Origin of the sequence: Vibrio lentus (assembly GCF_030409755.1) — a bacterium.
In the GTDB taxonomy this organism is placed as follows: domain Bacteria; phylum Pseudomonadota; class Gammaproteobacteria; order Enterobacterales; family Vibrionaceae; genus Vibrio; species Vibrio lentus.
In genome coordinates, this window is the sequence record NZ_JAUFQE010000002.1 from 3,093,379 (window position 1) to 3,108,070 (window position 14,692).

Annotated in this window: 11 protein-coding genes and 5 tRNA genes; 11 read left to right on the forward strand and 5 right to left on the reverse strand. The window is 43.7% G+C overall.

The genetic code is table 11. The annotated features are described in order from the left end of the window. Window positions 1-56: 56 nt before the first annotated feature. Window positions 57-470 (reverse strand): c-type cytochrome, encoded by a 414-nt coding sequence (locus QWZ07_RS22470; RefSeq protein ID WP_029223703.1) that lies wholly within the window; start codon window positions 468-470, stop codon window positions 57-59. A gap of 297 nt (window positions 471-767) precedes the next feature. Between QWZ07_RS22470 and QWZ07_RS22475 the strand changes: the two genes are divergently transcribed. The 11 genes from QWZ07_RS22475 to QWZ07_RS22525 all read left to right on the forward strand — a co-directional run bounded on the left by QWZ07_RS22475 (window position 768) and on the right by QWZ07_RS22525 (window position 10,300). After that, window positions 768-844, forward strand: a tRNA-Arg gene (locus tag QWZ07_RS22475). Window positions 845-892: 48 nt separating this feature from the next. After that, window positions 893-968 (forward strand) — tRNA-His (locus QWZ07_RS22480). 77 nt (window positions 969-1,045) lie between these two features. Further along, window positions 1,046-1,122, forward strand: a tRNA-Pro gene (locus QWZ07_RS22485). Window positions 1,123-1,166: 44 nt separating this feature from the next. Next, window positions 1,167-1,242: transfer RNA gene (locus QWZ07_RS22490), tRNA-His, on the forward strand. A gap of 55 nt (window positions 1,243-1,297) precedes the next feature. Beyond that, window positions 1,298-1,374, forward strand: a tRNA-Pro gene (locus QWZ07_RS22495). An 850-nt stretch (window positions 1,375-2,224) separates the two neighbouring features. Continuing rightward, a complete protein-coding gene (locus QWZ07_RS22500; protein ID WP_099167170.1) occupies window positions 2,225-3,952 on the forward strand; it encodes a dipeptide ABC transporter ATP-binding protein in 1,728 nt (575 codons plus the stop codon). Window positions 3,953-4,048: 96 nt separating this feature from the next. Further along, window positions 4,049-5,602 (forward strand): ABC transporter substrate-binding protein, encoded by a 1,554-nt coding sequence (locus QWZ07_RS22505; protein WP_017112128.1) that lies wholly within the window; start codon window positions 4,049-4,051, stop codon window positions 5,600-5,602. A 178-nt stretch (window positions 5,603-5,780) separates the two neighbouring features. Next, on the forward strand, window positions 5,781-6,758 hold the full coding sequence (locus QWZ07_RS22510; protein ID WP_017112127.1) for an ABC transporter permease: 978 nt from the start codon (window positions 5,781-5,783) through the stop codon (window positions 6,756-6,758). 2 nt (window positions 6,759-6,760) lie between these two features. Next, window positions 6,761-7,699: an ABC transporter permease gene (locus QWZ07_RS22515; protein WP_017112126.1), complete on the forward strand. Its 939-nt coding sequence runs from the start codon at window positions 6,761-6,763 to the stop codon at window positions 7,697-7,699. A gap of 187 nt (window positions 7,700-7,886) precedes the next feature. Then, on the forward strand, window positions 7,887-8,855 hold the full coding sequence (locus tag QWZ07_RS22520) for an SPOR domain-containing protein (RefSeq protein ID WP_192853235.1): 969 nt from the start codon (window positions 7,887-7,889) through the stop codon (window positions 8,853-8,855). 203 nt (window positions 8,856-9,058) lie between these two features. After that, a complete protein-coding gene (locus QWZ07_RS22525) occupies window positions 9,059-10,300 on the forward strand; it encodes an NADH:ubiquinone reductase (Na(+)-transporting) subunit B (RefSeq protein WP_192853236.1) in 1,242 nt (413 codons plus the stop codon). Between the two features lie 92 nt (window positions 10,301-10,392). Here QWZ07_RS22525 and QWZ07_RS22530 read toward each other — a convergent pair whose 3' ends face one another. From QWZ07_RS22530 to QWZ07_RS22545, 4 genes are all read right to left on the reverse strand, one after another. After that, window positions 10,393-10,644 carry a DUF6482 family protein gene (locus QWZ07_RS22530; RefSeq protein WP_029223702.1) on the reverse strand — a complete coding sequence of 84 codons (252 nt, stop codon included), beginning with the start codon at window positions 10,642-10,644 and terminating at the stop codon, window positions 10,393-10,395. A gap of 141 nt (window positions 10,645-10,785) precedes the next feature. Beyond that, the gene (locus tag QWZ07_RS22535; RefSeq protein WP_192853237.1) at window positions 10,786-12,468 is read right to left on the reverse strand and encodes a hypothetical protein; all 1,683 of its coding nucleotides are present in this window, start codon (window positions 12,466-12,468) and stop codon (window positions 10,786-10,788) included. A gap of 265 nt (window positions 12,469-12,733) precedes the next feature. Continuing rightward, window positions 12,734-13,327 (reverse strand): ECF-type sigma factor, encoded by a 594-nt coding sequence (locus QWZ07_RS22540; protein ID WP_192853238.1) that lies wholly within the window; start codon window positions 13,325-13,327, stop codon window positions 12,734-12,736. A gap of 2 nt (window positions 13,328-13,329) precedes the next feature. Next, window positions 13,330-14,646 (reverse strand): serine/threonine-protein kinase, encoded by a 1,317-nt coding sequence (locus QWZ07_RS22545; RefSeq protein ID WP_192853239.1) that lies wholly within the window; start codon window positions 14,644-14,646, stop codon window positions 13,330-13,332. Between the last annotated feature and the right edge of the window lie 46 nt (window positions 14,647-14,692).

The following is a 14,692-nucleotide window of genomic DNA, read 5'->3' on the forward strand; positions in this document are numbered from 1 at the left end:
CAGGTAATAAAAAAGGTGACCATGAGGTCACCTTTTTTATATCAATCTATTTTGGCTTACAGGCCAGCAATCATGTGCTCGATAGCATCTTTGATTTCATCGTCAGAACAGTCCATACATGAACCTTTAGCAGGCATTGCATTGAAACCGTTGATTGCGTGATCTGCTAGGATGTCTCGGCCTTGTGCAATTCGTGGAGCCCAATCACCAGCATCGCCAGCTTTTGGAGCGCCGCTCACACCTGATGCGTGACAAGCAATACAGAAGGTTCCGTAAACTGCTGCGCCATCACGAGGGCCTGTTGGTTCAGCAACGACTGGCTCACTACCGACTAGGTATACTTGACCAACTGGTTTGATGCGCTCAGCAATAAGATCTTGCTCCGCTTCACTTAGGCCTGAAGCCATAACGCCAGTGGAAAAGGTTAAAGCTGCGATAACAACAGTTAAAATTCGACGAGACATATCCATTAAACTCACTTTACATTCCCAAGGTAAGTACATGCTTACCAATTTATAGTGTTAGAGGGGTGTGTTGATTTAAGTTGCAAAAAGCGACTGTTAAATCAATGTAAATAATGGGTGATTATATCCTGATAAGTTGTTGCAATAAACAACAACTTATAAGCTCCAGAGGGTTGTAGTACTCAAATAAGGGGTTTATCACATATTAACTGTCGAAAAAGAGACCAAACAGAAAAAAAAGTTAAAAAAGTACTAGACGACCTTAGGTGATATACGTATTATTCCACTCCGCCGACAGGGCATGCGCCTGTAGCTCAGCTGGATAGAGCGTTGGCCTCCGGAGCCAAAGGCCGAAGGTTCGAATCCTTTCAGGCGCGCCATCCGGTCTCTTACTTCGGTAAGTGAGAATTGGCAAAAAAGAAACAATGGTGGCTATAGCTCAGTTGGTAGAGCCCTGGATTGTGATTCCGGTGGTCGCGAGTTCGAATCTCGTTAGCCACCCCATTCTTTCTTTACAAAATAACGGTAGCTTCGGCTTCCAGTGTTGACTCATTATTCCCAAGAGTCGAGACAAAATTAGTCGGTGAATAGCGCAGCTTGGTAGCGCATCTGGTTTGGGACCAGAGGGTCGGGGGTTCGAATCCCTCTTCACCGACCACTATTTCAATAATCGCCTGATAGCGGTTATATAAAAAATTAGTGGTGGCTATAGCTCAGTTGGTAGAGCCCTGGATTGTGATTCCGGTGGTCGCGAGTTCGAATCTCGTTAGCCACCCCATTAATTTTGGTAACTTCTTTGAAGTTCCCTGTTTGAGAAATCAAGCGAAATGTCTCGGTGAATAGCGCAGCTTGGTAGCGCATCTGGTTTGGGACCAGAGGGTCGGGGGTTCGAATCCCTCTTCACCGACCACATTAAGAAGCCTCGTCAGAAATGACGAGGCTTTTTTGCATCTATCGTATCGGAAATTCTTCAACTTTTTATTTTTGAGTGCTGGGAACTAACTTGTTTAGATATCTCTCGTAGCACCACTTCAATCAAGTGCTCTTTATATAAAACACCCACCATCGATTTTCTAGATTCTCACGCCTTAATTGAGATGAGCGCTTTATGAAATGCGCTGATCTATATCTAATTTTATATAAATAAATCACTCAATTATTCGACAGGCTAATGAGTTTGGTCTAAAGATTTTTATTAAAAGTGAAATCTGCCCCTAAATTTGCTCACTAAGGCCTGTAATTGACAGCTTTCTTTACTCCCAGTCGCTTAAATTCTTCTCTAATTTATTAAACCTTTCGTTTTTCTGGTTTGTATTCGCTGAAATAATAGGAGAGGTTGAATGTATGGCTAAATTAGATCTATCTGGTTGTTTTATTTGCTTAAATTAATAAATTTGGTATTTGTTTCTATAGTGTTAATTGTTTTTTGGAATAATTATTTGTTTTTAATGACTGATAGTGAGATCTGCTTTGAACCATAGGTTTAACTCTACAAGTAAGTAGTAGTAAGGGATTTGTGAGTGTTTATTACCAACAATATGATGTTGTTTTTTCTTACTATATGCTCTCTATGTGAATAGTTATGTGGTACTTTTGCTTGCTAAGCGTTTAATGTCGACTTTTTATCCTATTTTTGTTGCTTTTCTGTGAATTATTTGCCAAATTGTCAACCGTATAAAATATCAGAACAATATTCTGGTAAGAATGGATTCAATTTTGCAGACAGGGCAGAGAGCTGCCAAAGCAGTAGAGGTCTGGTAATGTCACTTTTAGAAGTAAAAAATCTTCGTATCGAATACCCATCACGTCATGGTGTACACGCTGCAGTAAAATCATTGTCGTTTAGCATTGAGCGCGGCGAGATTGTCGGTGTTGTTGGTGAATCTGGCGCTGGTAAGTCAACAGTTGGTAATGCTGTGATCGATTTGCTAAGCCCTCCCGGTCGTATTGCGAGCGGTGAAGTGTTCCTTGATGGCGAAAAAGTATCGGGTTTATCTCCGGAAGAGATGCGTAAAGTTCGCGGCTCTAAGATTGGATTTATCTTTCAAGATCCAATGACTTCTCTTAATCCTCTATTTACCGTAGAACAGCAATTAAAAGAAACCATCCATGCCAATATGAAGGTATCGGATGCAGAAGCTTATCAGCGTTCATTAGACTTAATGAACCAAGTGGGTATCCCACAACCTGAAAACCGCCTTAAACAGTATCCGCACCAATTCTCTGGTGGTATGCGTCAGCGTGTGGTTATCGCGATTGCATTGGCAGGCGAACCTGACCTGATCATCGCCGATGAACCAACAACCGCTCTAGACGTATCTATCCAAGACCAAATATTAGGCTTGATTCGCGATCTATGTATTAAGAAAAACGTAGGTTGTATGTTGGTGACCCACGATATGGGTGTTGTATCTAACGTGACTGACCGTGTTGCGGTTATGTACCGTGGTGATCTGGTTGAATTCGGCCCAACGAAACAAGTATTGGGTACACCTGAACACCCATACACGCACAGCTTGATTTCAGCCGTTCCTCGCTCAGACCGTAAACTCGACCGTTTCCCTCTTGTTAGCTACATCGAAGAAGCACACGAGATGGAAGCCTTAGATGTAAAAAATCACTGGTTAGGTCAAAGCCAAGATCATCGTGAATACACAGGTCCGCTACTGAACGTAGAAAACGTTAACCTGCGCTTTACGACAAAAGATTCTTTCTTCGAAAGCCGTCGCGAGTATGTGCAAGCTTCAAACAATGTAAGCTTTGAAGTGCATGAAGGTGAAACCTTTGGTTTAGTGGGTGAGTCTGGTTCTGGTAAATCAACCATTGCACGTGTTATCGCAGGCCTATACGCCCCTAACTCAGGCAAAGTAACCTTTGAAGGTGTCGATCTTACTGGGCTTAAATCTGAAAAAGAACGTCGCCCAATGCGTCGTCAAATGCAGATGGTTTTCCAAAACCCATATACGTCAATGAACCCACGTATGAAGATTTTCGACATCATCGCAGAGCCAATTCGTTTCCATAAACTGACTCGCAACGAGAACGAAACTCGTCAGATTGTTCATGATTTGTTGGATCATGTTGGTCTTGGACAAATGGCAGGGGTTAAATACCCGCATGAATTCTCAGGCGGTCAGCGTCAGCGTATTTCTATCGCTCGTGCTTTGGCAACGCGACCTCGCCTATTGATTTGTGATGAACCAACATCGGCGTTAGATGTATCGGTACAGGCGCAGATCCTAAACCTATTAAAAGATCTACAAGACGAACTCAACCTAACCATGCTGTTCATCAGTCATGATTTACCGGTTATTCGTCAGATGTGTGATCGTGTTGGCGTGATGCAGATGGGTACGCTACTGGAAGTAGCACCTACTGAGCAGTTATTTAACTCTCCACAGCATGAATATAGCCAACACCTGATTTCTTTAATGCCTGAATTTACGGGCTTACGAGAAGAAAAAGCAGTGGCACAAGCCGCAATATAAATTTCAGCAGGGTAGAGGCTTAGCCTGCCTGAAATACAATAACAGACGCAAATACAACAACTAGGGATCTGGATTCCCGCATGAAGGAGTTATGCAATGAAAACCATGAAAAGCAAATTAGCAGTAGCTTTGATGGCAGCTGGCCTAAGCTTTAGTGCAGCAGCAGCAGATATTACTGTTGGCTACGCAGCTGACCCAGTGTCACTTGACCCGCACGAGCAGCTATCTGGCGGCACACTGCAAATGTCTCACATGGTGTTTGACCCTCTAGTACGTTTCACTCAAGAGATGGATTTTGAAGGCCGCCTAGCGACAAGCTGGGAACGTGTCAATGAAACGACTTTCCGCTTTAATCTACGTCAGGGTGTTAAATTCCACTCAGGCAATGAACTAACAGCTGACGATGTTGTGTGGACATTCGAACGTCTACAAGCATCTCCAGACTTTAAGTCTATCTTCACGCCTTACGAGAAGATGGTAAAAGTGGATGACTACACAGTTGAACTAGTCTCTAAAGCGGCTTACCCACTAGTACTACAAACAGCAACTTACATCTTCCCAATGGACAGCAAGTTTTACTCAGGCCAAACAGCCGAAGGTAATGACAAGTCTGAGCTAGTTAAGCACGGTAACTCGTTCGCTTCTACAAACGTTTCAGGTACAGGTCCATTCATCGTTACTCAACGTGAGCAAGGCGTTAAAGTAACGTTTGAGCGTTTTAACGATTACTGGGATACAGAAACGAAAGGTAACGTAGACAAGCTAACATTGGTTCCAATCAAAGAAGATGCAACACGTGTTGCAGCACTTCTTTCTGGCGATGTAGACATGATTCACCCAGTAGCACCTAACGATCACAAGCGTGTTAAAAACGCTAAAAACATCGATCTAGTGACGCTGCCTGGTACTCGTATCATTACGTTCCAAATGAATCAAAACAGCAACGAAGCACTGAAAGATGTGCGCGTTCGTCAAGCAATCGTTCATGCGATTAACAATGAAGGTATTGTTAAGAAAATCATGAAAGGTTTCGCTACTGCAGCTGGTCAGCAAAGCCCAACAGGCTACGCGGGTCATGATGATGCACTCGTACCTCGCTACGACCTGAAAAAAGCAAAAGAGCTAATGAAGGAAGCGGGCTACGAAGATGGCTTTACGCTAACGATGATGGCACCTAACAACCGTTACGTGAACGATGCAAAAGTTGCTCAAGCGTCAGCGGCAATGCTATCTAAGATTGGTATCAAAGTTGATCTTAAAACGATGCCTAAAGCGCAATACTGGCCTGAGTTTGACCTATGTTCAGCAGACATGATGATGATCGGTTGGCACTCAGATACAGAAGATTCAGCTAACTTCAGTGAGTTCCTAACAATGACTCGTAACGAAGAAACGGGTCGTGGCCAATACAACTGTTCTGGTTACTCAAACCCAGAGATGGATGCAATTGTAGAAGCTTCTAACACTGAAACTGACCCTGTTAAGCGTTCTGAAATGCTGAAAGGCGTTGAAGCAACACTTTACAACGACGCAGCGTTTGTTCCTCTTCACTGGCAAAGTGAAGCGTGGGGCGCGAAGTCTAACGTAGGTGCAGCAGACGTAGTAAACCCAATGGTTATGCCTTACTTCGGCGACCTAGTTGTAAAATAATCTAGCTTGCTAGAATCGAGAGCCTGAAAAGCTTCAGGCTCTCGAATTATTAAGAAATAGATTTAAGTTTCGGTATTTGGTCTTCCTTCAGTCTGGCTAAATACCTTTTTTAAGACTGAAATTTTTTATCTAGTCGCGGATTTTGATTAGATAGTCATGGATAGATAAGGGGCAAGGAATGGTTACGTTTCTGGTCAAGCGCCTGTTTCAGGCACTGATAGTGATGTTTGTGATCAGTTTGGTGGCGTTTGCCATACAGGATAACCTGGGCGACCCGTTGCGTGAGTTAGTCGGTCAATCTGTTTCAGAATCGGAGCGTCAAGCGCTGCGTGATGAACTCGGCTTAAATGATCCCTTCATTACAAAATACACTCGCTTTGTAGGCGCTGCTCTACAGGGTGATCTTGGTACTTCGTACTTCTTTAAGCGTCCGGCTGTGGACGTGATTCTCGATAAGCTAGTAGCCACACTAGAGTTAGTGTTTGGCGCTTCTATTATTATTGTTTGCCTGTCGATTCCACTAGGCGTTTACTCCGCTATTCACCCTAAGAGCTTTTTTACCAAGCTGATTATGGCGGGTAGTAGTGTTGGTATCTCGGTTCCTGTGTTCTTGACGGCCATTATGTTGATGTATGTCTTCTCTATCGAGTTAGGCTGGCTACCGTCCTTTGGTCGTGGTGATACGGCAAACTGGTTTGGTTGGGAATCTGGTTTCCTAACACTTGATGGCTTGGCGCACCTTGTGCTTCCAAGTATTGCTTTGGCTTCAATCATGCTACCGCTGTTCATACGTCTCGTACGTTCTGAAATGCTGGAAGTATTGAGCTCGGAATACATCAAATTCGGCAAAGCGAAAGGCTTAGCGTTAAATAAAATCTATTACCAACATGCATTGAAAAACACCATGCTACCGGTACTTACCGTTGGTGGTGTTCAGATTGGTACTATGGTGGCTTACACCATTCTTACGGAAACGGTTTTCCAGTGGCCAGGTACAGGCTTCTTATTCTTAGAAGCGATCAACCGTGTAGATACACCACTGATTACCGCATACGTTATTTTTGTTGGTCTTATTTTCGTAGTGACTAACACGATTGTTGATTTGCTTTACGGTGTTATCAACCCAACCGTTAACATCACAGGGAAAGGAGCATAATCATGGAACAGACATCGACAGTGCCGTCTCGCTGGGAACGTTTTAAGCAATCTGACATTGTGTATTACTTCTTACGCGACAAAGTGGCAATGGTGAGTTTTGCCATTTTCTCAATCTTCTTAGTGATGGCTCTAGCTGCACCTATTCTAGCGCCAACAGACCCGTACGACGTGACATCGATTGATATCATGGACTCAGAACTTCCACCATCATGGATGGAAGACGGCGAAGACCGCTTCTTGCTAGGAACGGATGAGCAAGGCCGTGATATTTTATCGACCATGCTTTACGGTTCGCGTTTATCACTGACCATTGGTTTCTTGGCGGTAGGTCTACAACTGACGCTTGGTATCATCATTGGCTTGTCTGCGGGTTACTTCGGTGGCCGTATTGATAGCTTCTTGATGCGTTTTGCGGATGTTCAGCTCTCTTTCTCGACCATGATGGTTGCGATCATTGTCTCGGCCATCTTTAAGGCAAGCTTTGGTAGTGACTTCTATGCGCAATACGCCGTTGTCATGCTGGTGGTCATCATTGGTATTGCCGAATGGCCTCAGTATGCGCGTACCATTCGTGCATCTGTATTGGCAGAGAAGAAGAAAGAATATGTAGAAGCAGCTCGCGTGATGGGCTTTAAAGCGCCACGTATTATGTTCCGCCATATTCTACCGAACTGTTTATCGCCAATTTTGGTTATCTCTACGGTACAGGTGGCAAATGCCATCATGTCGGAAGCGGCACTTTCTTTCCTAGGTTTAGGTTTGCCAGTCGACCAACCATCACTGGGTGCCCTGATCAGTACCGGCTTTAACTACATTTTCTCTGGAGCATGGTGGATCACAGCATTCCCAGGTGTGCTTTTGGTAACACTCGTTCTAGTGATCAACCTATTAGGCGACTGGTTACGTGACGTATTTAACCCTAAAATTTATAAAGGGTGATAACGCGGATTGATTTTTAGTAAAAAAAATCACTAAACTAAGAGCCGTAAGCAATTACGGCTCTTTTTTTGCTTAATGGATCTGGAACTAAGTATTATTGACATGGTCAATAATACTTAAAATGGAATTCATGTTTTATCGACATAGAATCGGTAACAATTAGCCCGAGAGGGTTTAAGTGGTGGTTATGAAATTGACAATGAATGCTGTATGTCGTGCTGTGAGTAAAAATTATCGTATGGGGCTTATTGCTGCATCCCTCTTGGCATCGAGTCAGGTTAATGCAGAATCGGTTCTATGTGATGCTACTCAAGCAAGCACTAATCAATTACCACAGCTAGAACAATCATGTCCGATCGGTAAGGGTGTTTGGGGCAGCAAGGCGCCTAAACGTCATTCAGCTAATGAACTGTTTTGGGTTCAATGTGGCCTGCTTAATAAGCCTTTGTCATTGAGCCGAGCGAAGCCTCTTTATGAAAAGATCTCGACCAATGTATGGATGAAGCCTGAAGGTGGCGATTATCGTTGTCTGATTGGCCCTTATTCAACATTCTCTGATGCGAGAAAAGACCTCGCTCAGGTGCGTAAAGTGTCTGGATACAGCGAAGCCTTCATTCGTATGGTTGATAAGTCCCAGACCTCGTCACAGCCTATCGTTGCAAAATCGGCAGAGCCAAAAATGGTCAAGCCTAAAGCTCCTGTAAAACCCAAACCAGCAGCAAAGCCTGCACCTAAACCTGTGGTCGCGACTTCAGCGGTAGCCGCAACGAGTGCAGCCGCAATCCAAGCGATTCCTAGCAATGGTTCAAGTTCGGGTAATGATCTCGATATTGAAGTTCGTGTGACCGCTAATGTTGCGGGCAACAAGTATGCGGTGCCATATTTGTCGGACCATAAACAGCAGTTCTATATGGAACAGGGAAAACCTTGGAGTCGTTTAGATTTTGGTAGTGCCGAACTTGTGTGTAATCAGATCGGCATGAAGTTGATGAATGAACAGCAGTGGCAGAGTATCCTTGGCTCAAAAGTCATGGAAAAGCAGAACTGGCCAATGCACTTACCTTATTGGGGAGCGGATAAAAAAGGCCTGTTCACTAACGGTAACGTAAACCAGCTCAAAGGCTCTTCATTACTCAACGTGATGTGCGTTAAGTAACAACGACCGTTATAAGACTAAACAAGCCTCAGCCATTGCTGGGGCTTTGTTGTTTATGCGTCTAACTTTCTCAACGTCGGTTTTACTGTTGAATGTTGACCCGTTTCTTCAATACAAATTTGATTAAAAATCGCTAAAAATTGTTCAAATAGAGTAGTTGGTGCGTAGAAAACCATAACTCAAGCAATAAGGTGATTGAGATTATGAGTTTGAAGAAACGATTAGAAGACGTAGCCCCGCGTTTTGAAGCCGGAGGTAAATACGAAAAGCTTTACCCAGTCTATGAGGCGTTTGCCACCATCTTTTACACGCCCGGTAATGTAAACCGAGGCTTGACCCATGTTCGAGATAGTATCGATCTCAAGCGTATTATGATTTTGGTGTGGCTGGCGACTTTCCCTGCCATGTTCTGGGGCATGTATAACGTCGGGCACCAGAGTGTCTCGGCACTGACATCCAGTTATCAACTTGATGAACTTACCTCGGTTATTGAGAGTAGCTGGCGCTTGTCGTGGGCATTTGGTGATGCACCGTCCTTAATGGCAAGTGGCTGGGGGAGTCAGATGTTGCTCGGCGCCCTCTACTTCTTACCCGTTTACGCGACGGTTTTCGTTGTTGGTGGTTTTTGGGAGGTGTTGTTTGCCGTTGTGCGTAAGCATGAGGTGAACGAAGGCTTTTTTGTTAGCTCGGTTCTCTTTGCCTTAATTCTTCCGCCGACTATCCCTTTATGGCAAGCAGCGTTAGGTATCACCTTTGGTATCGTTGTCGCGAAAGAGCTGTTTGGTGGTACAGGACGAAGCTTCCTTAACCCAGCTCTTGCAGGTCGAGCCTTTCTATATTTTGCCTATCCAGCCAACATGTCGGGCGGGCTTGTGTGGGTTGCCGCTGACGGTTACTCCGGTGCGACCCCTTTAAGTCAATGGTATGAAGGTGGCAGCACGTCACTCATCAATAACATGACTGGCGAGGCGATCACTTGGATGGACGCCTTTATCGGTAATATTCCGGGTTCGATGGGTGAGGTTTCTTCATTGCTTATCATGTTGACGGGTCTGATTCTGATTGTCATGAAGATCGCCTCTTGGCGCATTGTCACTGGTGTGATTATTGGCCTCGTCGTGACTTCGAGTTTGATGAACTGGATTGGCTCTGATACCAACTCGATGTTCTCGATGCCGTTTTACTGGCACTTTGTGTTGGGTGGTGTTGCGTTTGGTACTTTCTTCATGGCAACCGACCCAGTTTCTGCCGCTTTTACCAATCAGAGTAAGTGGGCTTACGGGATTCTTATTGGCGTAATGACGGTCGGTATTCGAGTGCTCAACCCTGCCTATCCAGAGGGCATCATGTTGGCCATCCTGTTCGCCAATCTCTTCGCCCCACTGTTCGACTTTATTGTGAAAGAGCAAAACATCAAACGCAGGCAGAAACGAACATTACGTTGATTTCAATGCGAAACAGGGAAAGTTACTCTCATAAGAAAGGCTTGCATCGTTGCAAGCCTTTCAATTTTTATCGCGATTGATTTGAAGTTGATTCAACTCCACTTCAAATCAATCTCGAAAGGTTGGGTGTTACCGCAATGCTCACCACACATTTCGTCGTAGGCGCTGTTATGAACCAGCATTGCTGATGCTACGCCTTGGTCGCTAAAGTGATCGCGTGCTTGGTTAACGCTCAAAAACTTCATTGGGTGCTGGTGGTCGTCTTTGATTAACTGCTTTTGCTCGCCAATGATTTGGTAAGCCAAGTAGATCCCGCCTTCAAATGATTCAATGAGTAGATTCATAACAAACTCCATGTTGCTCTCGATAGTTCTTTGTTTCTGTATCTACGTTGATGGTTGTTTGAAGGTTCATGTGTGTTAAAAATGAAAAAACCAGAAGCTCAGCTTCTGGTTTATTAATAAGTAATCAAATTAACTCAAAGGTTAGTTGATTTTCTGCATGATGCTAACACGGCCATCGGTGTTGCCTGTGTTGTCCATCTTACGACGAATCAGCAAGCCCTCATCCCAGTTGGTACCAGCAGGTTGGTATTCCCACTTAACGAAGTATTCATCTTTTGAGCTACAAGCTTTGCCAGCAACATAATTGTTTTGGTCACAGAAGCGAACCACAGTGTTCAGTTCTGTCAGTGTGGCTTTTGAAGCTCGACCTGTTTGATCAAACCACCAGTAATCTATATTAGCTAGTTGTTTATAAGTGTAAGGGGTACCAGAATCTTCCATACCCTCTGGTGCTGTTGATCCACACTCTTGGCCTGTGGTCGTTGCTCCGGATGAATCAAATTTCATGGTGCTTACTGCAATTTCACCGTTTTCACAGATTTCTTTTGTTTCCCATGTACCAGTGAAATCCACGTAACGTTCAGAATCTTTTGTTGGAATCTCGTAGTAGTAAGCAACACGCTTTGTTTTTCTGTCTACTGAACAGTTTGTAGAACTGCAATCGGTGTTATCTTCTAACTCTTCTTTTTCAGTGATTTCAGTATAAACCTTAGTGACAGGATCGTAGGAGCCAGAAATATTTTGGTTGACCCATGAATGACCACCATCGTCGTTATCGTTGAACTTTTCATCTGCGGTAAAGTGATTGAGTTCGTTAACCGTGGCTACTGAGAATGGTAGGAAGTTGCCTACAGTTTCCCAGTCCATTGACTCATCATCATTTTCTTCACCATCAGGATTAACGAGCAAGTATTTAAAGTTGCCTCCCAAAGCGTAATGAGAAGCAGGGACACCACTACATGTGTTTGGGGCTGTGAACGTATTACTAGGGTCGCCAGCCAAGCAGTTCAGGTAATCCTGGGCAAAGCCTTCCGTTAACTGAGCGTCATTAGACCCTTTTAGATAAGCTAAACTCGCGGTGTTTACTTGATAGTCCATTTGAACCATGCCACGTGTCGCTTCAAACAAGTCATTTGGTAGAGTTTTATCAGCATGAACAAAGGTGAAGTTGCCATCTAAACGTTCTTGGGTTACGTCAATGTAACGAACAAATTGGCCGTTTTTCTCTGCAAATGGGTTTACTGAACCATCACCACGCTTCATTGAACCAAACGCGTTTTCCATATGCGTTAGAGCGTCGCTTTCTGATGTGATATTTGCAGCTTCTACGCCAATCGTAGTTAAGAAGTCCGTCACGCTTGTACTATCGTCTAGGCTTAGACCTTTCATCTTCGCTAACGTCGCAGCATCAGGTTCGCGCAGCGCATCTGGAATTGTCAGTACTTCATCAGAAGAGCTACCAAATTGGTTATCTAAAGACTGAAGTAAAATTGCTAAGTTAAGTGCGCGAGCGTATTTTCCCGCCGCTTCAAATGGAGTCAGTACATCACGGTTTGATGCTGCACCTACTTTTAAGCCGTTTTTACCACCAATGAAGAAGGTCACAGTGTCGTTAGTTTTAGCGGTAAACTCGCCTTCGCTATTTGTAACCCCGTTTAAGCCTGAACTGGTGTTGTAGTAGATACCTTCAACAGCTGCATCGATAAATTTGTTGGTTGTCGTCGATGGTTCTGTCGGTGCTGTTACACCTGAGTTAGAACTATCGCTACCACAACCTGTTAAAGCCACTGCAATCGCCGCTGCGAGAATACTCACTTTTTTCATTACTCGTACATCCTTTATGTAATAGAGCTATTTGTTATTTTTATGCGTGTGATTTTATAGCGCGCGATTGTAGTGTGATCTTTCTTCCAAGTTAAGTGTGTAAAATGCTGTTCGGTTAATAAACATTCAAACCATGCGGTAAAAAATACAAAAAGCCGACAGATGTCAGCTTTTTAATAATATCACTTTGACTTACAAGAGCTTATTTTGAGCTGTGCCCCTGCTGCAAGACACGAGATTTGAGTGAAATACCGTAAATTATTTTTCAATAAATTGGGTTGTGCTGCGTGTTTATTTTTCTTGTTAGCCAACAGCGAGAAAACTTTAAATCCTTTTCAATTAGGCTGTCGCTACAAGTTAGTAGCTGGCTAATTTCTTGAGTTTGAAGCCCCATAAGGTATTTCAGTTTGAATGCTTGTGATTGCCTTGGGTAATTCAAAGTAAAGTGGTCCACAGCCTTATCCATAATAATTAGCTGCTCGAAATGCCTGTCTTCTTGAGGGGGGACTTTTGTGGGCAGTTGGCGTTTCTGTGCCTGTTGACGTCGAGCGTTATCGATAAGTATTTGTCGCATGATTTTTGCTGCCATTAACAGGAAATCACGAGTGTCTTCTATTGATTGAGTATCGGCAAAAGAGAGCTTTAGGTAAGCATCGTGAACTAACGCCGTTGTGTTGTTGATGCTATTCCAAGACACCCAACAACTTTGCTCATGCTTGGTCGTGCTCCTTTTTCTCTCTTTTTGAGCGAGAGCGTAGAGGTGGGCGTAAGCGAAACGATAGAGTTTCTGTTCTGCCCATTTGTGCCCAGCTTTCCAATCTCTCATGATCGACTCTATATCAGTAAGTTGGTTACTCATGGTTAGCAGTTTCCTTTTGTTGATTCTGTCCTAGTTGTTTGTGGGGCAATTATTCGTAACAGTTTCATCTTTGTTTTTGTTGGTATACCAGGATCGCCTAAAACCGCTTTATGGGTATGTTTTAGTACTGTATTGATCGATGCTTTCGACTTAGGGCTCTCTTTTATCTGAGAAAGCGTTCGGACAAATTGCTTTGTGACTCTTTCTGATGCGCGCTTTTCTATTTGAAGTTGTTGGTTTTTTTTGATCAAAGGTGTGTAGAAACCTACACCACACCAAATGAGCATAGTAGATAAAGCACATTGAATTGGACGGCGTTGGCATAGCTTCAGAACGGAATAAAATGGTTGGTTTTGATATGCGGAGATTGGACGACAAGCGATCAGCTGCGTAATGTCGTTATAGAGTTCATTGGTACTCGAATAGCGCAGTAAGGCGTGGCTTCGTGTCGCTTTTTGAATTATGCAGTTTAGGTCCCCCTGACTTATCGGTAGTTTAGGAAACATAAAGCTTAAGACCTTTCCTAGAGCGTAAATATCGCATCGGACTGTGGGGGGGCTTCCGCTGATTTGCTCTGGACTAGCGTAGTCATGACTGTAGGCATTGATAGTAAGTGGGTGAGCTGATAATTGGTCACTGATTCCTCTCATTAAATTAAAGTCGAGTATCTTTGGGCTCCCCTCACAATCGATTAATATATTTTCTGGCTTCAAGTCGGTATGCAGCACTTGGTGTTTGTGTGCGTGTGATATAGCAGAGCATATCTTTAAAAATAGATTGAGCTTTTTGGGGTAGCTCAGGGTGTAGGTCGCAAGGTACTCGTTTAACGTGCAACCTTTAATATGTTCCATAACGATGTAGACAGACCCTTCATGTGTCCCTCCATCGATCACCTTGGTTATATATGGGTGATTCAACGTCGCAAGTGCTTGTGCTTCTTGAAACAGATACTCTTTATCTATGAGGTGGGATAAAGCGGGTTGAATGAGTTTTATGGCAAGATCTTGATGGAATGTCTTATCCACTCGAGTAGCAGCATAGACAACACCAATACCGCCACGACCTATTTCGTAAGATAGGTGGTATTTATCAATGCATGTATTAGAGAAGTTAGCTTTTTTGTCGGTAGCTTGAAGGGCGCTTACACCAAAGATGTGTGTAAGAGGCTCTAGAGCTGACGTGCAGAGAAGGGGATAAATCTTGTTATACAGTTCGACTTGGTGTGATTTTAGTTCTTTTAGGTATTTTGTTTTTTCTGCCTCAGATAGGTCCAATAATTGATAAAAAAGATCGGTTATATGGGTGTTGGCTACTGACATTGTCGCTTGTTCAAGAATTATTATGAACGGGATTCTATAAGTACGA

Bases quoted from the DNA above. Each gene is read 5' to 3' on its own strand.
- QWZ07_RS22470 (WP_029223703.1), bottom strand. From the start codon at position 470: ATGGATATGTCTCGTCGAATTTTAACTGTTGTTATCGCAGCTTTAACC.
- QWZ07_RS22500 (WP_099167170.1), top strand. From the start codon at position 2,225: ATGTCACTTTTAGAAGTAAAAAATCTTCGTATCGAATACCCATCACGT.
- QWZ07_RS22505 (WP_017112128.1), top strand. From the start codon at position 4,049: ATGAAAACCATGAAAAGCAAATTAGCAGTAGCTTTGATGGCAGCTGGC.
- QWZ07_RS22510 (WP_017112127.1), top strand. From the start codon at position 5,781: ATGGTTACGTTTCTGGTCAAGCGCCTGTTTCAGGCACTGATAGTGATG.
- QWZ07_RS22515 (WP_017112126.1), top strand. From the start codon at position 6,761: ATGGAACAGACATCGACAGTGCCGTCTCGCTGGGAACGTTTTAAGCAA.
- QWZ07_RS22520 (WP_192853235.1), top strand. From the start codon at position 7,887: ATGAAATTGACAATGAATGCTGTATGTCGTGCTGTGAGTAAAAATTAT.
- QWZ07_RS22525 (WP_192853236.1), top strand. From the start codon at position 9,059: ATGAGTTTGAAGAAACGATTAGAAGACGTAGCCCCGCGTTTTGAAGCC.
- QWZ07_RS22530 (WP_029223702.1), bottom strand. From the start codon at position 10,644: ATGAATCTACTCATTGAATCATTTGAAGGCGGGATCTACTTGGCTTAC.
- QWZ07_RS22535 (WP_192853237.1), bottom strand. From the start codon at position 12,468: ATGAAAAAAGTGAGTATTCTCGCAGCGGCGATTGCAGTGGCTTTAACA.
- QWZ07_RS22540 (WP_192853238.1), bottom strand. From the start codon at position 13,327: ATGAGTAACCAACTTACTGATATAGAGTCGATCATGAGAGATTGGAAA.
- QWZ07_RS22545 (WP_192853239.1), bottom strand. From the start codon at position 14,646: ATGTCAGTAGCCAACACCCATATAACCGATCTTTTTTATCAATTATTG.